Source organism: Arthrobacter zhaoxinii, assembly GCF_024385505.1.
GTDB classification, from domain to species: Bacteria; Actinomycetota; Actinomycetes; order Actinomycetales; family Micrococcaceae; genus Arthrobacter_B; species Arthrobacter_B zhaoxinii.
In genome coordinates this window covers 253,531-274,169 of sequence record NZ_JANFLT010000002.1, presented here as the reverse complement: position 1 = coordinate 274,169, position 20,639 = coordinate 253,531, and the positions used below count along the sequence as shown (strand labels likewise).

Below are 20,639 nucleotides of genomic sequence, written 5' to 3'. Positions count from 1 at the left end.
GACAACGTGACGTCGGCAACTTCTTCCGTATCGTGGATATTATTGTCTAACTAGTGGAATAACAAGGGACTACCGCCACTGCGTCATGGCCGCTGTCAGGCGTTGGCGGGCCCGGGCCAGGCGGCCGCGCACCGCCTGCGGGCTGATCCGCAGGGCGGCACCGATCTCCGCATAGCTCTGGCCGTGGACCTCGCGGAGCAGCCAGCAGGCCCGCTGGTCGGCCGGAAGCAGGGAGAGGGCCCTGCGCAGCGCCTGCAGCTCCGCGGCCACCTCTGCAGTGTGGTGCGGATCCGACTCCCGCTCGGATTCCCGGGCGGCGACGGCGGCTGCCACGTCGGCCAGCGGATCGGCGCCCGGCAGGTCCTGGGGGTGGGAGGTGCGGTGCCGGAGCACATCCAGGCAGCGGTTGGTAGCCGTCCGGTAGACCCAGCCGCCGAATGCTTCTTCCCGGGTCAAGGTGGGAAGAATCCGCCAGCCGGCCGTCAGGGTGTCCTGGACGACGTCTTCGGCGTCCCCCCGGTCCCGAAGCATCCGGTAGGCGAGCCGGAACAGCCGGCGCTGGTAAATGGCCACGAGGTATTCGAAGGCGGTCAGGTCTCCGTCACGTGCCAGCGCAACCAGGCCCGCCTCATCGACGCTCCCCGGTTGCGTGGGCCGGGAAGAACTCCTGCCGTTATATGCCGCCTGCGGCAGCTCGGATCCTGCCATGGTGTCCCTGTCCCGTCCGGCGGCGGCCGGACGTGCAGTGATCTTCCCAGAACCGGAGCTGAAGCGGAATATCAACGGACCGGATAGCGGAAAGTCGGTGGAACTTACCGAAGGGCTGTGACGATTCCGGGTCCGGCCCGTCATTAACTCTGTAAGGGACGTGCGCGGAGTATCCGCATTGAATGACGCAGGAGATGATTCCCATGGCAGATCCGTCAAAGGCAGCGGGGGCAACGTCCGCTTCGACCAATCCACAGAGTACGCAGAGTGCCCAGAGTACGCAGACCATGCAGGGCTCTGATCCCGGACAGGGCACGTCGCAGGGATCGTCGTCGGTTGATGCCGACCGCCGGTCGGGGCCGCTGCAGACACCCCGGGGGGACACAACCATTGAAGAAACCGTGGTGCAGAAGCTGGCGGGGATGGCGACCAAGGAGGTTCCTGGTGTCTATGCCATGGGAAATGCCGCACGGCGTGCTTTCAGCTCCATGACCGAACGGATTCCGGGGTCGCAGACCAACGTCAGCAACGGGGTCACCGTGGAAAAGGGTGAACGGCAGGCCGCGATCGACGTCAGCATCGTGGTGGAGTACGGCTATTCCGTGGTGGAAGTGAGCCAGGGAATCCGGCGCAACGTCATCCGGTCCGTGGAAAACGCCACCGGACTGGAAGTGCTGGAGGTGAACGTGAACGTCACCGACGTCCACCTGCCGGACGAGAACGAGGACCAGGACGGACAGCCGGCGCCCAGCCAGTCCAAGAGCCTTGAGTAACGGCAGCACAACAACCAAGAGGAGGATTCCATGTCCGGAACACAGTGGTGTCTGGCAGTCGGGTTGGTACTGGGAATCGTGCTGGCCTTCGGCGGCTGGCTGGCCTTCCTGATAACGGTCCTGTTCGGCCTGATCGGGCTTCTGGTGGGGTTGGTGGCAGACGGGAAGGTGGACGTTCCCGGAATGCTCGGTAAAGCGACAAGCCGATGACCGTTCCTTCGGCAGCAATCCGTCAGCCCTGGGATATCGATGGCCGCGGGGAAACCGTCCTGGCGCGGAAGGTACTCGAGAAAACAGCCAGCCAGGTGGCCCGGGACGAAACCTTCGCCGGCGGAAGCTCGGGCGGATTCCTGGGCATCGGCAGCCGGGCTGACCTTTCTGCACGTCCGGACGCCAGCGTGGAGCTGGCCGGAAACGTGGCCAGCCTCAAGGTCACCGTGGGGCTTCCGTATCCAATGCCGCTGCGGCAGGCCACCGAACAGCTGCGCCGCCGGATCACCGAACGGGTCACCGAGCTGACCGGAGTTCAGGTGCGGCAGGTGGACATTACGGTTTCCTGGCTGAAGCCGCCGCAGCGTGAATTGCGCCGGCGAAGGAAACTGCAGTGAGCGCGAAGATTCCGCCGCCGGTCTCCATGCGGCGCCGGCCCAGCCGGTCCGTTCCCGCAACAATTTCCGCTGTCCTGTTGCTGGCCCTCGGCGTGGCGCTGGTCTGGGCCGCCGTCGTCCGCCTGACGCAGGGCACCTGGCCGGTGTTCGTGACGGAACCGCTGCGCTGGCTCTCCGAAACCGGATGGGACAGTAGCCGGGGCTGGACCGGGGCGGTTGTGCTTCTGCTGATCGGGGTGATCCTGCTGTTGTGCGGGATGATCCCCGGCGACTTCTCCGCGCTGCCGCTGCAGGCCAAGCCGGTGAACATGCCGGGGCTGCCCGGGGCGGCGGAATCCGGGGGCGTGCCGTCGGTCCGGGGCGGAGAAAACGTGGTGATGAGCCGCCGGGCAGTTGCCCGGCTGGCGGCGTCCACCTGCGACCACATTGACGGAGTGGCTTCCGCGTCCGCGACTGCTTCTTCGCGCAAGGTCCATGTGGACGTTACGACGGCGCTGCACGGCACCTCCGATGTGCAGCACTGGGTGGTGGACGGGGTGCGCTCGCGTCTCGCCGCGACCGGGCTGGATCCGGTGCCTGAGGTCACGGCATCGGTCCGGATGCGGAACTGACGGCGTGGAACCGATGGCGCGGACCAGTAGGGAAGGCAGCGGAAAATGAGACATCATTCGGGGAAAGCCAACCGGACGTGGCTGATCATCCTGGGGATTCTTTTCCTCGCCGCCGGAGTGCTGGCCGTACTGGTTGCCAGCGGGACGCTGGCACGCCTCATCGGCGGCAGCCCCGGACGTTCGGACCGGGTGCTGTCCAACGGCCGGGGATTCCTGGCCGGGGAGTACACCTCGTGGGGCATGCTGCTGGCCGGGCTGATCCTGGGCGTCCTGGGACTGTGGTGGCTTCTGGCCCAGGTTCCCCGCGCCCGGGCGGCAGGAACCTTCCGGCTCCAGGAGGACCCGGCGCACGGTGTCACCGTGTGCGATCCACAGGTCCTGGCCGCCGCCGTCGGCCACGAGACGGAGCAGCTGCCCGGCGTGGTGAACTCAAGCGTCCGCCTGCGCGGCACCGCGGACGAACCGGACCTGGCCATGAAGGTGACGGTGAATTCCGACGCCGACGTGCAGGGAGTGATTGCCCGGATCCAGCAGGAGGTGGTGCCGCACCTGGTGTCCGCCCTGGAAGTGCCGCTCAATACGTTCGGACTGGAGATCGACGCCAGCAATAAAGCCGGAGCCCCCGGAGGCGGCGCTACGGTCAGCTCCCGGGGGACGGTCGTCTACTAAGAGCTGCTTACGGCTTGCCGGCGGTGAGCGCCGCGCGCTCGCGGGCGACGTCGTTCCGGTGCGCAGCCACCCGCGCCTGGTGCACCGGTGTCCGCCGCAGGACGGCGTAGATGATGCCCAGCAGGGCAAACCAGACCGGGGTGACCAGCAGGGCCTGCAGGGTGTCCGCGTTGGTGGTGAGCGTCCACAGGATGAAGGCGAAGAAAGCAAGCACCACGTAGGCCATAACGACGCCGCCGGGCATCTTAAACTTCGAGGCCGCGTGCAGCTGCGGCCGGCGCTTTCGGTACACCAGGTAGCTGATCAGGATGATGGACCAGACGTACATAAAGCAGAGGGCCGAAATGGTGCTCACCATGGTGAACGCGGCGCTCACGGACTGGCCGGCGTAAAGCAGAACGACGCCGGCAAGCAGGAACGTACAGGAGAAGAACAGGGCGTTCTGCGGAACCTTCCGCGGGGAAAGGCGGCCGAACGGGCGAGGGGCATCGCCGTCCTGCGCCAAGCCGAAAACCATACGCGAAGTGGAATATATCCCCGAATTCGCCGAAGATGCCGCGGAAGTCAGCACTACGAAGTTCACGATGGCAGCGGCGGTGCCCAGCCCGGCCAGGGTGAACATGCCTACAAACGGGCTCTCGTCGGCGCTGAATTCGTCCCAGGGGATTACGGCCATCAGCACCACCAGGGCGCCTACGTAGAAGAGCAGGATGCGGATCGGAATGGAGTTCACTGCCCGGGGCAGGTTTTTTTCCGGGTCCTTGGCTTCCGCCGCGGTGGTGCCCACGAGTTCAATCCCGACAAACGCGAACACGGCAATCTGGAAGCCGGCAATGAAGCCCATGGGGCCGGTGGGGAACCATCCGCCGTGTTCCCAGAGGTTGCCGAAGCTGGCGGTCACGCCGTCGCCGTGCGTGAAGCCGGTCAGGATCATCACCAGGCCCACCACAATGAGCGTCAGGATGGCAATGATCTTGATCAGCGCGAACCAGAATTCGGTCTCACCGAACGCCTTGACGGTGGGCAGGTTCAGCGCCAGCAGGAGCAGGATGCAAGCCAGGGCGGGTATCCACAGGGGAGCGTTGCCCCACCAGAAGGTGACGTAGTGCGCAATTGCCACCACGTCCGCAATGCCGGTGACCACCCAGCAGAACCAGTAGGTCCAGCCGGTGAAGAAGCCGGCCCAGGGGCCCAACAGGTCCGCGGAGAAGTCGGTGAAGGACTTGTAACGAAGGTTGGAGAGCAGCAGTTCGCCCATGGCCCGCATCACGAAGAACAGCATGAAGCCGATAATCGCGTAGACGAAGATCACCGACGGGCCGGCGGCGGAGATGGTCTTGCCGGAGCCCATGAACAGTCCGGTGCCGATGGCCCCGCCGATGGCGAGCAGCTGGATGTGCCGGCTGGACAGGGAGCGGGCCAGATGGGGTTCTTCGGCGCTGTTTTCCGGCGCGGAAACAGTGCTGCCGCTTGGTGGGCGGGTCATGCGCTCAGACATTGAAATCCTTCTAATAGGCACCCGCCGGCAGCTGATCCGCCGTTATCGCCTATGCCGCCCCATGAGGCAGCCCTAAGTTGTTGGCGCTGCCGCCGACATTTCAGTTTGGAAGCCGCCAACAGGCCCCGTCAAATTCCAAGGGGTGTGACGTCGCAGGTCACACCGGGGTGCGGACCTGTTCTCGCCGCTCCGCGGCCGGGCGTATTGACCGGTTGAGACGCAGCCGGGCGCAGGCTAAAGTTGGCTGTGTCACATCAGCAGTCACAATTGAACATGCCTTTATCAGCCGTGGCGGGAGAGTCCCGCCGGATGCGCAGCAGCATCGGCGGGCGCCGTAGGAGCAAACCCTCCCCGGGAATCTCTCAGGCCCCCGAACCGCCACAGCGAGGCAACTCTGGAAAGCAGTTCCCGGTTGTGCCGGGACCTCACCGACGGTGCAAGCGGAAGTACACCCGCGGAATCTCTCAGGTCCAATACAGAGCGGGGAGGAACCGTCGACGCACCCCCGTCTGCCTTTCCTGGAGCCTCTTATGTCTGTAGAACCGTCCTCCGCCGCCCCCGCCGCAGCATCCTTCGTGGACCGGCACATCGGTGCCCGCGCCGATGCCGTCGAGACCATGCTCAAGGTCGTCGGCTACGACTCCCTCGACGGACTGGCGGACATGGCCGTCCCCGCTGCCATCCGGCAGAACTTCCCGCTGGTCCTGGATCCGGCGAAGAGCGAAGAGGAAACCCTCGCGGCCCTGCGGCGCATCGCCGGCAAGAACAAAACGGCCGTCCAGATGATCGGCCAGGGCTACTACGGCACACACACTCCGCCCGTGATCCTGCGCAACGTGGTGGAGGATCCGGCCTGGTACACCGCCTACACCCCCTACCAGCCCGAGATCTCCCAGGGCCGGCTCGAAGCGCTGCTGAACTTCCAGACCATGGTTCAGGACCTCACCGCCCTGCCCATCGCCAATGCCTCCCTGCTGGACGAAGCCACTGCCGTTGCTGAAGCGGTGCTGCTGATGCGCCGGTCCAATAAGGCAAAGGGCAACGGCGCCATTGTTCTGGATGCGGAACTGTTCCCGCAGACCATCGCCGTGGTGAAGGGCCGGGCCAAGGCGCTCAGCTTCGACGTCATTGTCGCCGACCTCTCCGACGGCCTGCCCGAAGGCGAGCTGGCCGGCGTCGTCCTCCAGCAGCCCGGCGCCTCCGGCGTGGTCCGTGACCAGAGCCCGGTGATCGCTGACGCGAAGGACCGCGGCGCGCTGGTCACCGTGGCCGCGGACCTGCTGGCCCTGACCCTCATCACCCCTCCCGGCGAGCAGGGCGCGGACATCGCCGTCGGCTCCGTGCAGCGCTTCGGCGTTCCGCTGTTCTACGGCGGCCCGCACGCCGCCTACATGGCCGTCCGCAAGGGCCTGGAACGGTCCCTGCCCGGCCGCCTGGTGGGCGTCTCCAAGGACTCCGCCGGCACCCCCGCCTACCGCCTGGCGCTGCAGACCCGCGAGCAGCACATCCGCCGGGAAAAAGCGACCTCCAACATCTGCACGGCACAGGCCCTGCTGGCCATCGTCGCCTCCATGTACGCCGTCTACCACGGACCCGAAGGCCTGAGCGCGATTGCCCGCCGCGCCCACGGCTCCGCCCGGACCCTCGCCACCGCGCTGAAGGGCGCCGGCGTCGAACTGCTGCACGAGTCCTTCTTTGACACTGTGACCGCCCGCGTTCCCGGCCGCGCCGCCGAGGTGATTGCCGCCGCCGAAGCGAAGGGCATCAACCTGCGCCGGATCGACGCGGACACCGTGGGCATCTCCGCGGATGAAACGACGACGCCGGCCGTGATCGCCGACGTCGCCGCAGCCTTCGGCGCCGCCCCGGCGGAATCCGCGCAAGGCTTCGACCTGCCGGGCGGGCTGCTGCGCACCTCGGAGTTCATGACGCACCCGGTGTTTTCCTCCTACCGCTCCGAAACCCAGATGCTGCGCTACCTGCGCCGCCTCTCGGACCGCGACCTGGCCCTGGACCGCACCATGATTCCGCTGGGCTCGTGCACCATGAAGCTCAATGCCACCGCGGAAATGCAGGCCATGACGTGGCCGGAGTTCGCCTCCATCCACCCCTTCGCTCCGGATTCCCAGACCGAGGGCTGGCGCGAACTGATTGCGGATCTGGAAGAGAAGCTCGCGGTCATCACCGGGTATGACACGGTTTCCATCCAGCCCAACGCCGGCTCGCAGGGCGAGCTGGCCGGGCTGCTGGCCATCCGCGGCTATCACCACTCCCGCGGCGATGAACAGCGCAACGTCTGCCTCATCCCCGCCTCGGCGCACGGCACGAACGCTGCCTCCGCGGTGCTGGCCGGCATGAAGGTGGTGGTCGTGGCCACCGCCGACGACGGCGCCATCGACCACGCGGACCTGCGCGCCAAGATCGACGCACACCGCGGGAACCTCGCCGCCATCATGATCACCTACCCCTCCACCCACGGCGTGTTCGACGACGACGTCCGCGACGTCTGCGAAGCCATCCACGAGGCCGGCGGCCAGGTCTACATTGACGGGGCCAACCTCAACGCCCTGGTCGGGCTGGCGCAGCCCGGCGAGTTCGGCGGCGATGTGTCCCACCTGAACCTGCACAAGACCTTCTGCATCCCGCACGGCGGCGGCGGCCCCGGCGTCGGACCCGTGGCGGCCAAGGCGCACCTGGCCCCGTTCATGCCCGGCGACGCCGCCACCTGGACCGGCGGCGAGGACATTCCCGTCTCCGCGTCCCGCTTCGGCTCTGCCGGCGTGCTCCCTATCTCCTGGGCCTACGTCAGCCTGATGGGCGGCGAGGGGCTCACCAGTGCCACCAAGCACGCCCTGCTCGCAGCGAACTACGTGGCTGCCCGCCTGAACGAATACTTCCCGGTGCTGTACACGGGCAAGGGCGGGCTGGTGGCGCACGAATGCATCCTGGACCTGCGCGAGCTGACCGCGAAGACCGGCGTCACCGCCGAAGACGTGGCCAAGCGACTGGTGGACTACGGCTTCCACGCCCCCACGCTGTCCTTCCCGGTGGCGGGCACCCTCATGGTGGAACCCACCGAGTCCGAGGATCTGGGCGAGATGGACCGCTTCATCGACGCGATGATCGCCATCCGCGCCGAAATCGACCAGGTGGCCGCCGGGGACTTCACCCTCGAGGGCAGCCCGCTGCGCAACGCCCCGCACACCGCCGTCGTCGTGGCAGCCAACGAGTGGGACCGCGCCTACCCGCGTGAACAGGCAGCCTTCCCGCTGCGCACCCTGCGCATGGACAAATACTTCCCGCCGGTGGGCCGCATTGACGGCGCCGCCGGAGACCGGAACCTGATCTGCTCCTGCCCGCCCATCGAAGACTTCGAAAACTAGAAGGACCATTCCATGACTGAGAAATACACGGCGCTTTACGAAGCGCACAAACAGCTGGGTGCTTCCTTCACCGATTTCGGCGGCTGGCAGATGCCGCTGAAATACAGCTCCGAACTGGCCGAACATCGGGCCATACGCAGTGCAGCCGGGCTGTTCGACCTCTCCCACATGGGCGAAGTGGAAGTCTCCGGCCCGGATGCCGCAGCGTTCCTGGACTACGCCCTCGTCGGCAAGCTCTCCGCAGTGAAGACGGGACGTGCCAAGTACTCGCTGATCACCAACCACGACGGTGGGATCATCGACGACCTGATCAGCTACCGGCTAGCCGATGACGCCTACCTGGTGGTCCCCAACGCGGGTAACGCCGACACGGTGGCCGCCGAACTGGCGTCACGCGCCGAGGGCTTTGACGTCGCCGTGAACAACGTTTCGGCGGAAACCTCGCTGGTGGCCGTGCAGGGCCCGGTTGCCGAAGCCGTCCTGCTGGACCTGGTGCTGGACGGCCAGCAGGACCTGGTCACGGGCATGAAGTACTACGCCGCCGCCACGGTGGGCATCCGGACGGGGGAGCGGACCCTGAACCTGCTCGTGGCCCGCACCGGGTACACCGGCGAGGACGGCTTCGAGATCTACGTCCCCCACGACGACGCCGCGGCCCTCTGGTCCGCGCTGCTCACCACCGGGGAAGGCCGGGGAATGATCCCGGCGGGCCTGGCCTGCCGCGATTCACTCCGCCTGGAAGCAGGGATGCCGTTGTACGGCAACGAGCTCACCCTCGACACCGATCCGTATGCCGCCGGTTTGGGGCCTGTCGTCGCCCTCTCCAAGGAGGGCGACTTTGTGGGCCGGGCAGCGCTCGAAGCCCGCAAGGCAGCAGGCCCGGCCCGCCGCCTCGTGGGCCTGAAGGGCTCCGGCCGCCGTTCGGCCCGCTCCTCCTACCCGGTGCTCAGCAGCGACGGCGAAACGGTCATCGGCAAAGTCACCTCCGGCGCTCCCAGCCCCACGCTCGGCTTCCCCATCGCCCTCGCCTACGTAGACACGGCATTCACCGAGCCCGGCACGGAACTTCAGGTGGACCTCCGTGGCAAGCCCGAACCCTTCAGGGTTGTCGAGCTTCCGTTCTATAAGCGCAGCAAGCAGTAACGCCAAAGACAAAGACGCTTTCGACGGCGGCGCGGGGTGCAGTCGGTGGCAAGCTGCAGAGAGCGGCTCACGTTAGCAGGTGGGAGCGTTTGTTGAGCTGCTGGAACGCGCAGGCGGGGTGGCGTTCGTGTAGCCCCGCATCGCCGAGCGAGGAACGAGCGAGGCAGCGAAAGATCCAGGGTCCCTCTCCGAGCTTGCGAGGAGGAGGGCAGGATCTGCAACGCTAAGGGGCGGCGAATGCCGCCCCGCCAGCGCCCGCGCCTAGACTTTGGACTAGAGAACGACACGATCAAGCTTCTTCCGAAAGGCAAACAGATGAGCAAAGTAAACGCAGGACTCCGCTATTCCGCCGAACACGAGTGGGTGGACTCCTCGAGCCCCGTCCGTGTCGGCATTTCCGCTGTCGCCGCCGACGCCCTCGGCGATGTTGTTTATGTTGACCTGCCCGCCGTCGGCGACACAGTGACCGCCGGCGAAACCTGCGGCGAGGTCGAGTCCACGAAGTCCGTTTCGGACCTCTACGCCCCGGTGTCCGGCGAGATCGTGGAGATCAACCAGGAGGCCATCGACAACCCGGCCCTGCTCAACGAGGACCCGTACGGTGCCGGCTGGCTGTTCACCGTGAACGCCACGAGTGAGGGCGCACTGCTCAGCGCCGAGGAATACGCAGAGAAGAACGGCGGCGACCTGTGAGCGATTACCTCAACGATTCGCTGGCTGTAGTCGATCCCGAGGTCGCGGAGCAGATCGACAACGAGCTCCGCCGGCAGCAGCAGGGCCTGGAGATGATCGCCTCCGAAAACCACACCGCGGTTTCCGTCATGGAGGCCCAGGGTTCCGTGCTGACCAACAAGTATGCCGAAGGCTACCCCGGACGCCGCTACTACGGCGGCTGCGAATTTGTGGATGTCATTGAGCAGCTGGCGATCGACCGGGCCAAGTCCCTGTTCGGCGCGGGCTTCGCCAACGTGCAGCCGCACTCCGGCGCGCAGGCCAACGCCTCCGTGATGCACGCCCTGATCCGGCCGGGAGACACCATCCTGGGCCTGTCCCTGGCGCACGGCGGGCACCTGACCCACGGCATGAAGATCAATTTCTCCGGCCGGCTCTACAACGTGGTGCCCTACAACGTGGCCGAAGAGGACCACCGCGTCGACATGGCCGAAGTGGAAGCCCTTGCCAAGGAACACCAGCCCAAGCTGATTGTGGCCGGCTGGTCCGCCTACGCCCGCCAGCTGGACTTCGCTGAATTCCGCCGCATCGCGGACGAGGTGGGTGCCTACCTCATGGTGGACATGGCGCACTTCGCCGGCCTGGTGGCCGCGGGACTGCACCCCAGCCCCGTGCCGCACGCCCACGTGGTCACCACCACCACGCACAAGACCCTTGCCGGTCCGCGCGGCGGCATCATCCTCTCCAATGACGCCGATATTGCCAAGAAGATCAACTCCGCGGTGTTCCCCGGCCAGCAGGGCGGCCCGCTGGAACACGTGATCGCCGGCAAGGCGACCGCTTTCAAGATTGCCGCCACCCCTGAGTTCAAAGAGCGGCAGGAACGGACGCTTGCCGGCGCCCGGATCCTCGCCGAACGCCTGCTGGCCGACGACGTCGCCGCGGCCGGCATCTCGGTGGTCTCCGGCGGCACCGACGTGCACCTGGTGCTCGTTGACCTGCGCAATGCCGCCCTCAACGGCCAGGAAGCCGAAGACCGGCTGGCGCAGATCGACATCACCGTGAACCGCAACGCCGTACCGTTCGATCCGCGGCCGCCGATGGTGACCTCCGGCCTGCGGATCGGCACCCCGGCCCTGGCCACCCGCGGCTTCGGCGAAGACGCGTTCCGCGAGGTCGCGGATATCATTGCCAAGGCCCTCATTGCAGGCGAGGACTCGGACCTGGCACCGCTGCGCGGGCGCGTCACCGCCCTCGCGCAGGCCCACCCGCTGTACCCGGAAGTAGCGGACCTCTCCGCTGCCCCCGCTGCGGCAAACCGTTAGGAAGCAATACCTTGGCAGTCGGCGTTTTTGACCTCTTTACCGTGGGCATCGGCCCATCGAGCTCCCACACCGTGGGCCCGATGCGCGCCGCTGCAGTCTTCGCGGCGGAGCTGGTCGACGCCGGCAGCCTGGCCGCCGTCGCCGGCCTGCGGGTGGACCTCTACGGTTCCCTCGCGGCGACCGGCCGGGGCCACGGCACGATGACCGCAGTGCTGCTGGGCCTGGAAGGCTTCGCTCCCGAGCTGATCCTGCCCGAACAGGTGGAGCAGCGGCTGGCCGATATTGAGTCATCCCGGAAACTGCAGCTGTGCGCCCAGGTTCCTGGCGCCGTGGCCTTGCCGCTGGAATACGGCGAGGCGGACATTGTGCTGCACCCGCTCACGGTGCTGCCGCGGCACACCAACGGCATGAAGTTCGCCGCCCTGGCCGCCGACGGATCCGTGCTGCAGGAGGCCACCTTCTTCTCCGTGGGCGGCGGCTTCATTGTCCGCGAGGGTGAAGAGCGGGCGGACGCCCTGGAACTGGAGGCCAGCAAGTCCGATCTGCCTTATCCCTTCCGCACCGCCGTCGGATTGCTGGAGCACTGCACCGCCGACGGACTGAGCATCAGCGAAGTGATGCTGGCCAACGAGCGGGTTTCCCGGTCAGAGGCGGAGATCCGTTCGGGCCTGCTGCACATCCGCGACGTGATGGAGGAGTGCAAAAACTCCGCCATCCGCCGTACCGGCCTGCTGCCCGGCGGACTGAAGGTCCGCCGTCGTGCTCCGGCCTGGCACACCCGGCTGCGGGCCGAGGACCCGGACCGGGACCCGAAGTTCTGGCAGGAGTGGGTGAACCTCGTGGCCCTGGCCGTCAATGAGGAAAACGCTTCCGGCGGACGGGTGGTCACTGCGCCCACAAACGGCGCGGCAGGCATCATCCCCGCCGTCATGTTCTACGCCACGCACTACGGCCCCGGCATGGAAAACGCGACCCCGGAGCAGCGCGACGACGTCGTGGTCCGCTTCCTCCTCGCTGCCGCCGCCGTGGGTGTGCTGTACAAGGAGCAGGCCTCGATTTCCGGCGCCGAGGTAGGCTGCCAGGGCGAAGTGGGATCTGCGTCGTCTATGGCCGCCGCCGGCCTGGCCGAGATCCTGGGCGGCACCCCGGAGCAGGTGGAAAACGCCGCCGAAATCGCCATGGAGCACAACCTCGGCCTGACCTGCGATCCCATCGGCGGACTGGTGCAGGTGCCGTGCATCGAGCGCAATGCCATCGGAGCCGCGAAGGCCGTGAACGCCGCGAAAATGGCGCTCTGGGGCGACGGCGAACACCGGGTCTCGCTGGATGAAGTCATTGTGACAATGCGGGAAACCGGCCGTGACATGAGCTCCAAATACAAGGAAACCGCGCTCGGCGGCCTGGCCGTCAATGTGGTGGAGTGCTGACCGGCTGTCTCATGTACGGACTGTGATTTGTGCAATACCGCTGGGTTAAGCAAGGCTATGTTGTCGCATTCGACAGCACGCTTACTTGAAACAGGGGTTCGAACCAATGAACGCAGCACGGGCAGTTTCCATGGCACCGGCATCGGAGGACGGTGGATTGCTCGGCACCATTGACTCCGCGGTTAACTCCTTTTTCGAACCAATTACCACCGTATTCTCCGGGATCGTGTTCTTCCCGGTCACCATTGGAGACTTCAGCTTCCCCGTAGTCGTCGCCTGGCTGATCCTCGCCGGTATCGTCTTCACTTTCTACTTCGGATTCATCCAGTTCCGCGGGCTGAAGGTGGCGACCCAGGTGGTCCGCGGCAAATTCTCCTCCAAGGATGATCCGGGGGAGGTGCCGCACTTCCAGGCCCTTACCTCCGCCCTGTCCGGGACCGTCGGTCTCGGCAACATCGCCGGCGTCGGTGCGGCCATGGCCCTGGGCGGCCCTGGTGCGACCTTCTGGATGATCCTGGCCGGCCTGCTGGGCATGGCCTCGAAGTTCGCGGAATGCACGCTGGGCGTGAAGTACCGCGAGGTCCATGAGGACGGCTCCATCAGCGGCGGTCCGTTCAAGTACCTGCCGGTGGCCTTCCGGCGCCTGGGCCGCTGGCCGGCTAAAATCCTCACCGGGATCTTTGCGGTAGCGATCCTGATCTTCGGCATTGCCGGCGGCAACATGTTCCAGGCCAACCAGACCTTCGCGCAGATCCAGAACGTCACCGGCGGCGACGACGGGCTCCTCGGCAGCGCGGGCGCGGCCCTGATCTTCGGCCTGGTCCTGGCGGCCCTGGTGGCCGTTGTGATCCTCGGCGGCATCAAGTCGATCGGTGCCACCACTTCCAAGCTGGTGCCAGCCATGGGCGGCATCTACATTCTGGCCTGCCTGTTCGTCATCATCGTCAACTTCGAGAACGTGCCGGCAGCCTTCGGCGCCATCATCGAGGGCGCGTTCCGTCCCGAGGGCTTCGCCGGCGGCATCATCGGCGTCATGATCGTCGGCTTCCAGCGGGCGTCCTTCTCGAACGAGGCGGGCGTCGGCTCCGCCGCCATCGCGCACTCAGCGGTCAAGACCCGCCGCCCGGTCAGCGAAGGCTTCGTGGCGCTCTTCGAACCGCTCGTGGACACCGTGCTCATCTGCACCATGACCGCCCTGGCCATCATCATGGCCTCCACCCCCAGCCTGCAGGCAGGGATTGACCAGGTCCAGGCCGGCGGCGACGCGCCCGACGGCGTCATCCTCACCTCCGATGCGTTCGCCACCGTCCTGCCATGGTTCCCGATCGTGCTCTCCATCGCCGTGGCGCTCTTCGCCTACTCCACCCTGATCACCTGGTCCTACTACGGCCTGAAGTCCTGGGAATACCTCTTCGGCCGCGGCAAGCGCCGCGAGATCGCCTACAAGGTCATCTTCCTGACGTTCACCGTGGCCGGCTGCGTCCTGTCCTTCAGCCAGGTCATCAGCTTCGCCGATGCCGCACTGTTCGTCTGCGCGTTTGTGAACCTGCTCGGCGTGTACCTGCTGCTGCCCGTGATCAAGAAGGAGATGAAGCAGTACCTGGCAGACCGCAAGAGCGGAAAGCTGGAAATGCTGGGCATCGACGACGACGACATCGAGGCCGCCGCCGCCACCGCCTAACCCCTGTCTTCCGGGCATCAGCCATCGCCCCCGGTCCTGCAAAAAACTTCTTCGCCGCTCCCGTGCACTGCCGGGAGCGGCGAAGAAGTTTTTTTGGTTGAGCCCGTGCCGGGAAGGGTGGTAGACCGTAAGGACGCTCACTGCCGACGGACCGAAAGGAACGCATCATGGCTGAACGCGGAAACAGCACCCACGGGCGCCGCCTCGATGAGGAGCTGAAGCTCGAGACCGAGGACCTGACCAAGACCACACGCCCGGGCCACCTCGAGGAATGGCGCCAACCCGAACCACTGCCGGACGACACCGATCCGGACGAGGTGCTGGAGGCAATGGACCCGAACGGAGTCGAAGAGAACGCTGCGGACAGGGACGAGGATGCCTAAGACCGGCAGGAATGACCACGCAGTGAAGAGCGAACTGCCTTCGACTCTGCAGCGCTCGGATGCCGGCGCAGGACACCTTCGCCAAGACGTACGACTCCGCGGTGGAGGAATACGGCGACGGCGAGCGGGCGGCCCGGACGGCGTACGCCTCGCTCAAGCACACCCACGAAAAGGTGGGTGACCACTGGGAGGAAAAGGAGCAGAAGGGTCCCTCCGATGCCCGGGCCGCCGAAGGCCGCACCTCGTCCAGGGGCACCGCCGGGGGAGTGGATGCGAACGCGTCCAAGGACCACTTGTATGAACTCGCGTCCCGTCTGGAAATCTCCGGCCGCTCCAAGATGACCAAGGATGAGCTGGTGGCGGCGCTGCAGAAGGCCAGCGAGAAGCAGACCCGGAAGGCCCGGGAGGGCTAGGAACCCGGCCTGCCGCTTCTGTGGTGGAGGAGGGGCCTAGGCGGTGGGCTTTGCCGGAACTGCGCTGACCATGAGTGCGTTGATTTCCGCTTCCGAGCGGGGCGATCCGAGGTCCGCGCGGAGGTCGGGCCTGGCTAGCAGAGAGTTCAGGACGTAGGCGGTACTGTGCGGCTCAAGGCACGAGACGCCAGGATACGAGGTGACTTGGGCCGGACCCTTCTTCACCGGATTGGGGTGCGGTTTGGTGAGGTCGGCTACCAACTGGTCCCAGCTGCCGGTGGTGTCCACCCGGAACCCGCGGACGGCTTCCCAGCCTAGGGAACGCGGCGCCGCCATGACGTAAATGTCCACGCCGGCGGCCGTGACGGTCATCCTGGGAGACAGCCGGCCCCAGTCCTTACGGATCTGAGGGTAGTGCCAGATAGGCGCGGACATAAGGCCGAGACCGAGGATGAGGGGGATCCATGAGCTCGACACACTCTCGCCCCGCCTCCACGGCCTTCCGGTCTGCAGGGAGTCGAACGCCATGTATGCCACCACTCCGCCCAACAGCAGCAGGAAAATCCACAGTGCCACCCACACACCGCTCAGCCGGAACGGCGGCGCAGGTTCGCTTGGGTTCCGCTGAAAGAGTTCGACCTTGTCCTGTGCCGCCCGCCAATACCCGGGCCCGGTGTTCTGTATCCCCATGACCGCCAGCATACGTGGAAGCCACCGCGTGGAGGGCTAAGACTCCGGATGAAACACCCCTAGCCGCGGCCGCCGAAGGGCATGCCGGCCGCGGTGACCACGAGGGAACGGACATTCGCCGACGCCGGAGCGGAGGCCATAAACAGCACGGCAGCCGCAGCTTCTGCCGCGGGGAACGAGGGTTCGACGGCCCGGGTGCCGTTGGCCTGCAGCGCGCCCTGGCCGCCGCCGATCCCGGTGAGCAGCTCCGTGGCCGCATTGCCGATGTCGATCTGTCCGCAGGTGATACCGAAGGGCCGCCCGTCCAGGTCGATTGCTTTGGTCAGGCCGGTGACGGCGTGCTTCGTGGCCGTATACGCCGCCGAGAGCGGACGCGGCGTATGCGCCGAGATGGAGCCGTTGTTGATGATCCGGCCGCCCTGCGGTGTTTGAGCCTTCATGTGCCGTACGGCCGCCGCTGAACACAGCATCGTGCCGGTGACATTCACCGCCAGGGTCCGGTTCCAGTCCTCGACGCTCAGCTCGTCAATGCTGCCCGTGGGGCCAAAGGTCCCGGCATTGTTGAACAACACATCCACCCGTCCGAACGCGCCCGCAGCGGCGGCGAAAAGCCGTTCGACGTCGTCGGGCAGGGTGACGTCGGTGGGCACCACAAGTGCCGACGCGGATCCGGCAGCCGTTTCCCGCAGTTCAGCCTCCCGCCGTCCTGCCAGGGCCACCCGGAAGCCGGCAGCCAGAAACGCCCGGGCTGTAGCCCGGCCAATCCCTGAGCCTGCCCCGGTAATCACAGCGGTCCGGGGCATTTCGGTTGAGGGGGCGTGATGGTCCATCCTCCGATTGTGCCCTGCCCTTCCCGCATCCGGCACCGGTATCGGGACGGTCCGGTAACCGGCGGCAGTGCCGCCGTTCCGCGCGAATCCCGCGGGGTCGGCCGATGGATTGTCCGGAGGGTCTGGCGGGCTGTAACAAGCCGCCCTACGATACCAAGCACAGTCTCGTGTTCCTGGCAGGGCAGTACCCTTCGGCGGATCGGGATAGTTCCATGTCGACAGTGAAATACACCGCGGAACCGGACGGAACGTTTGTAGCACCCCGGGTGGTTCCGGTGTCCAAAGGGCGGATTGTCGTCAACTGGATCACCTCCACCGACCACAAAACCATCGGGTATATGTACCTGATCGCGTCCTTTGTCTTTTTCTCGCTGGCGGGCGTGATGGCACTGCTCATCCGTGCCGAACTATTTGAGCCCGGTATGCAGATCCTGCAGACCCGGGAGCAGTACAACCAGCTGTTCACCATGCATGGCACGGCGATGCTGCTGATGTTCGCCACCCCGCTCTTCGCCGGCTTCGCGAATGTGATCATGCCGCTGCAGATCGGGGCGCCCGACGTCGCGTTCCCCCGCCTGAATGCACTCGCGTTCTGGTTCTTCCTGTTCGGCTCGCTGGTGGCACTGTCCGGATTCCTCACCCCGCAGGGCACCGCGTCCTTCGGCTGGACGGCCTATACACCGCTGTCCAATGTTGCCTTCAGCCCCGGACTCGGTGGAGACCTCTGGGTCTTCGGACTGGCGCTCTCCGGGTTCGGCACCATCCTCGGTGCCGTCAACTTCATCACCACCATCATCTGCCTGCGGGCCCCCGGCATGACCATGTGGCGGATGCCGATCTTCACCTGGAACACCCTGGTGACGGCCATCCTGGTCCTGATGGCGTTCCCGCCCCTGGCAGCAGCACTCTTTGCCCTCGGCGCAGACCGGCGCTTCGGCGCGGAGATCTACAATCCCGAACGCGGCGGCTCCATCCTCTGGCAGCACCTCTTCTGGTTCTTCGGCCACCCCGAGGTCTACATCATTGCGCTGCCGTTCTTCGGCATCGTGTCCGAGATCTTCCCGGTCTTCAGCCGCAAGTCCATCTTCGGCTACAAGGGCCTGGTCTTCGCCACCATTGCCATTGCGGCGCTCTCCGTCACGGTCTGGGCGCACCACATGTACGTGACCGGTGCGGTGCTGCTGCCGTTCTTCTCCTTCATGACCATGCTGATCGCAGTGCCCACCGGGGTGAAATTCTTCAACTGGATCGGCACCCTGTGGCGCGGATCCATCACCTTCGAAACCCCCATGCTCTGGAGCCTCGGCTTCCTGATCACGTTCCTCTTCGGCGGACTGACCGGCATCATCCTGTCCTCCCCGCCGCTGGACTTCCACGTCTCGGATACGTACTTCGTGGTGGCGCATTTCCACTACGTGGTGTTCGGCACCGTGGTCTTCGCAATGTTTGCGGGATTTTATTTCTGGTGGCCCAAATTCACTGGAAAGATGCTCAACGAACGTCTTGGCAAGATCCACTTCTGGCTGCTGTTCTTCGGTTTCCACACCACGTTCCTGATTCAGCACTGGCTGGGTGTGCTGGGTATGCCTCGGCGGTATGCCGACTATCTCGTGGAGGACAACTTCACCGGAATGAACCAGCTCTCCACCATTGGCTCCGCGATTCTGGCGTTGTCCATAATTCCCTTCGCCTGGAATGTGTACATCACCTGGCGGCATGGCAAGAAAGTCGAAGTGGATGATCCCTGGGGCTTCGGCGGCTCGCTGGAATGGGCCACCTCCTGCCCGCCGCCGCGGCACAATTTCACCTCGCTGCCCAAGATCCGCTCGGAACGCCCCGCCCTGGATCTCCATCATCCGGAGCTGATGGCGCGGGCGAACTCCGACACGGATTCACCCGCCGAGAAACTCTTTGGAGCAGCAGATATGGGCAGCGAACAGCCGCGAAATCCCGATCCCCGGCAATAGCAGGAAGCAGAAACTGCCAAACCGTTGACCCTGCGAAGGGGCGGGCCTAGGGTCAACGCATCATCACCGTGGATGTGGAAACAAAAACAAAGGAGTTTTTGTGACGACTGCTGCCTTCCAACAGCCTCTCGACCCGATTGCCGGTTCCCTGGCCATGTCCGCCATCCTGGCGGCGCTGCCCCTGCTGATTTTGTTCGTCCTGCTGGGCGTCTTCCGGATGAAGGCGTACCAGGCGGCCCTGATCAGTCTGGCACTGTCCATCATCCTCGCCGTGGTCGGTTGGAGGATGCCGGTGGGGCAGGTCCTCTCGGCCACGGGGCTGGGAGCCTTTTACGCCATCTTTCCCATCCTCTGGATCCTGATCAACGCCCTGTGGATCTACAAACTCACCGTGGCAACGCCCTGGTTCGAGGTCCTCGGCCGCACGATCCGCTCGATCTCCGACGATCTACGCATCCTCTCGATCCTCATCGCCTTCTGCTTCGGCGCCCTGCTGGAATCCCTGGCCGGCTTCGGTGCCCCGGTGGCTATTGCGGCCGCCATGCTGATGGCCGCCGGCATGAAGCCGCTGAAATCCGCCGTTGTCGCCCTCCTTGCCAACACGGCGCCGGTGGCCTTCGGTGCCATGGCGGCTCCCCTCATTGCGCTCAACGGCGTCACCGGCATCCCGCTGCAGGAACTCTCCTCCATGACCGGACGGCAGACACCCTTTATTGCCCTGGTGGTTCCGCTGATCCTGGTTTTCCTGGTGGACGGCAAGCGCGGGCTGCGGCAGACGTGGCCCGTGGCGCTGGTGGCCGGAGCTGCTTTTGGACTCGCGCAGTTCGCCGCCTCGAACTTCTTCATCGTGGAACTGACCGACGTCGTTGCCGCCGTGGTGACAGTCATCGCAGTGCTGCTGATGCTCCGTGTCTGGCAGCCGGCCGAGATCATCGGAATGACAGGCGAATCCCGCGAGGCCGAAAACGCAGGGGAAGCTGCGTCGGCGTCGGGGACCGGAGCGGCCGGAACGGACACCCGGACCGGAACGGACACCCTCACCGGATCCGGCGGCCGGCCCTCGGGCCACGACGTCTGGATGGCCATTGCCCCGTATCTGGTGATCATTGTGGTGTTTTCCATCGCCCAGATCCCCGTGGTCAAGACCTGGCTGACCAGCATCGGGAGCACCACGTTCCTGTGGCCGGGACTCGACGTCGTCGGGAACAACGGCGAACCGGTGGCTGCCCAGACCCTGCGCTTTGACCACATCCGGGCAACCGGCACCCTGCTGCTTTTCTCCGGAGTCGTCACCATGGTGCTGTATCGGATTGCACCGCGCCGCGGGGTGAAGGTGTACGGCGAAACCCTGGTCCAGCTGCGCTGGACCATCCTGACCGTGTGTTCCGTGTTGGCGCTGTCCTTTGTGATGAACCTGTCCGGGCAGACCACCACCCTCGGGGTCGCCCTGGCGTCCGCCGGCGGCTTCTTCGCCCTGCTTTCTCCGCTGCTCGGATGGATCGGCGTGGCCTTGACCGGGTCCGACACGTCGTCGAACTCCCTCTTCGGTGCCCTGCAGGTTGCCGCCGCGAATGAGACCGGTCTCTCGCCCACGCTCATGGCCGCCGCGAACTCCTCGGCCGGGGTCATGGGCAAGATGCTTTCGCTGCAGAATCTGGCCATCGCCTCCGCCGCTGTCGGCCTCGACGGGGCGGAAGGGACACTGCTGCGCAAACTCATCGGTTGGAGCCTTGGGCTGCTGGCGTTCATCACCGTGCTGATCTGGCTGCAGTCCACCTCGATTCTTGGCTGGATGGTCCCTTAAACCGTTCGAGATTCCGGTTTCCCGGGGCGTCCGCGTCCCCGAACTGCAAGGAGA

The 20,639-nt window shown here is 65.7% G+C and carries 18 protein-coding genes, 1 pseudogene and 1 riboswitch; of the genes and pseudogenes, 15 read left to right on the top strand and 4 right to left on the bottom strand.

Annotation, left to right across the window (positions count from 1 at the left end; genetic code table 11):
* Positions 1 to 69 precede the first annotated feature (69 nt).
* Positions 70 to 708 carry an RNA polymerase sigma factor gene (locus NNX37_RS04835; RefSeq protein WP_255791171.1) on the bottom strand — a complete coding sequence of 213 codons (639 nt, stop codon included), beginning with the start codon at positions 706 to 708 and terminating at the stop codon, positions 70 to 72.
* A gap of 203 nt (positions 709 to 911) precedes the next feature.
* Between NNX37_RS04835 and NNX37_RS04830 the strand changes: the two genes are divergently transcribed.
* Genes NNX37_RS04830 through NNX37_RS04810 form a run of 5 tightly spaced genes read left to right on the top strand, consistent with a single transcriptional unit; the run spans position 912 to position 3,369 of the window.
* Positions 912 to 1,481, top strand: a complete 570-nt coding sequence (locus NNX37_RS04830) for an Asp23/Gls24 family envelope stress response protein (RefSeq protein ID WP_255791170.1) — start codon at positions 912 to 914, stop codon at positions 1,479 to 1,481.
* Between the two features lie 30 nt (positions 1,482 to 1,511).
* Positions 1,512 to 1,691 carry a hypothetical protein gene (locus NNX37_RS04825; protein ID WP_255791169.1) on the top strand — a complete coding sequence of 60 codons (180 nt, stop codon included), beginning with the start codon at positions 1,512 to 1,514 and terminating at the stop codon, positions 1,689 to 1,691.
* Positions 1,688 to 2,089, top strand: coding sequence for an alkaline shock response membrane anchor protein AmaP (locus NNX37_RS04820; RefSeq protein ID WP_255791168.1), 402 nt, complete (start codon positions 1,688 to 1,690; stop codon positions 2,087 to 2,089). The genes NNX37_RS04825 and NNX37_RS04820 overlap by 4 nt, the downstream gene beginning before the upstream one ends.
* Positions 2,086 to 2,700 (top strand): DUF6286 domain-containing protein, encoded by a 615-nt coding sequence (locus tag NNX37_RS04815; protein ID WP_255791167.1) that lies wholly within the window; start codon positions 2,086 to 2,088, stop codon positions 2,698 to 2,700. The genes NNX37_RS04820 and NNX37_RS04815 overlap by 4 nt, the downstream gene beginning before the upstream one ends.
* 45 nt (positions 2,701 to 2,745) lie before the next feature.
* Positions 2,746 to 3,369, top strand: a complete 624-nt coding sequence (locus tag NNX37_RS04810) for an alkaline shock response membrane anchor protein AmaP (RefSeq protein ID WP_255791166.1) — start codon at positions 2,746 to 2,748, stop codon at positions 3,367 to 3,369.
* A gap of 7 nt (positions 3,370 to 3,376) precedes the next feature.
* Here NNX37_RS04810 and cycA read toward each other — a convergent pair whose 3' ends face one another.
* Positions 3,377 to 4,855, bottom strand: a complete 1,479-nt coding sequence (gene cycA, locus NNX37_RS04805; protein WP_407079928.1) for a D-serine/D-alanine/glycine transporter — start codon at positions 4,853 to 4,855, stop codon at positions 3,377 to 3,379.
* Between the two features lie 294 nt (positions 4,856 to 5,149).
* A riboswitch (glycine riboswitch) is annotated at positions 5,150 to 5,255 on the top strand.
* 142 nt (positions 5,256 to 5,397) lie between these two features.
* Here cycA and gcvP point away from each other — a divergent pair.
* The 8 genes and pseudogenes from gcvP (at position 5,398) to NNX37_RS04765 (ending at position 15,294) form a co-directional block, all read left to right on the top strand.
* A complete protein-coding gene (gcvP, locus tag NNX37_RS04800; RefSeq protein WP_255791163.1) occupies positions 5,398 to 8,250 on the top strand; it encodes an aminomethyl-transferring glycine dehydrogenase in 2,853 nt (950 codons plus the stop codon).
* Positions 8,251 to 8,262: 12 nt separating this feature from the next.
* Positions 8,263 to 9,393, top strand: a complete 1,131-nt coding sequence (gene gcvT, locus NNX37_RS04795) for a glycine cleavage system aminomethyltransferase GcvT (protein ID WP_255791162.1) — start codon at positions 8,263 to 8,265, stop codon at positions 9,391 to 9,393.
* 315 nt (positions 9,394 to 9,708) lie between these two features.
* Positions 9,709 to 10,086, top strand: coding sequence for a glycine cleavage system protein GcvH (gene gcvH / locus NNX37_RS04790; RefSeq protein ID WP_227919961.1), 378 nt, complete (start codon positions 9,709 to 9,711; stop codon positions 10,084 to 10,086).
* The gene (gene glyA, locus NNX37_RS04785; protein WP_255791161.1) at positions 10,083 to 11,390 is read left to right on the top strand and encodes a serine hydroxymethyltransferase; all 1,308 of its coding nucleotides are present in this window, start codon (positions 10,083 to 10,085) and stop codon (positions 11,388 to 11,390) included. The genes gcvH and glyA overlap by 4 nt, the downstream gene beginning before the upstream one ends.
* 11 nt (positions 11,391 to 11,401) lie before the next feature.
* A complete protein-coding gene (locus NNX37_RS04780; RefSeq protein ID WP_255791160.1) occupies positions 11,402 to 12,817 on the top strand; it encodes an L-serine ammonia-lyase in 1,416 nt (471 codons plus the stop codon).
* 106 nt (positions 12,818 to 12,923) lie between these two features.
* Positions 12,924 to 14,498, top strand: a complete 1,575-nt coding sequence (locus NNX37_RS04775; RefSeq protein ID WP_255791159.1) for an alanine/glycine:cation symporter family protein — start codon at positions 12,924 to 12,926, stop codon at positions 14,496 to 14,498.
* 167 nt (positions 14,499 to 14,665) lie between these two features.
* Positions 14,666 to 14,881, top strand: coding sequence for a hypothetical protein (locus tag NNX37_RS04770; RefSeq protein ID WP_255791158.1), 216 nt, complete (start codon positions 14,666 to 14,668; stop codon positions 14,879 to 14,881).
* A pseudogene (locus NNX37_RS04765) lies at positions 14,874 to 15,294 on the top strand (ChaB family protein). The gene NNX37_RS04770 and the pseudogene NNX37_RS04765 overlap by 8 nt, the downstream one beginning before the upstream one ends.
* A gap of 36 nt (positions 15,295 to 15,330) precedes the next feature.
* Here the strand turns inward: NNX37_RS04765 and NNX37_RS04760 are convergent.
* Together NNX37_RS04760 and NNX37_RS04755 are read right to left on the bottom strand one after the other, a co-directional pair.
* Positions 15,331 to 15,984, bottom strand: a complete 654-nt coding sequence (locus tag NNX37_RS04760) for a PH domain-containing protein (protein WP_255791157.1) — start codon at positions 15,982 to 15,984, stop codon at positions 15,331 to 15,333.
* Between the two features lie 59 nt (positions 15,985 to 16,043).
* Positions 16,044 to 16,814 carry an SDR family oxidoreductase gene (locus NNX37_RS04755; RefSeq protein WP_255791156.1) on the bottom strand — a complete coding sequence of 257 codons (771 nt, stop codon included), beginning with the start codon at positions 16,812 to 16,814 and terminating at the stop codon, positions 16,044 to 16,046.
* A 212-nt stretch (positions 16,815 to 17,026) separates the two neighbouring features.
* Here NNX37_RS04755 and ctaD point away from each other — a divergent pair, with 212 nt between their 5' ends.
* Together ctaD and NNX37_RS04745 are read left to right on the top strand one after the other, a co-directional pair.
* Positions 17,027 to 18,781: an aa3-type cytochrome oxidase subunit I gene (ctaD, locus tag NNX37_RS04750; protein ID WP_255791155.1), complete on the top strand. Its 1,755-nt coding sequence runs from the start codon at positions 17,027 to 17,029 to the stop codon at positions 18,779 to 18,781.
* Positions 18,782 to 18,935: 154 nt separating this feature from the next.
* On the top strand, positions 18,936 to 20,585 hold the full coding sequence (locus tag NNX37_RS04745; protein ID WP_255791515.1) for an L-lactate permease: 1,650 nt from the start codon (positions 18,936 to 18,938) through the stop codon (positions 20,583 to 20,585).
* The last annotated feature ends 54 nt before the right edge of the window (positions 20,586 to 20,639 follow it).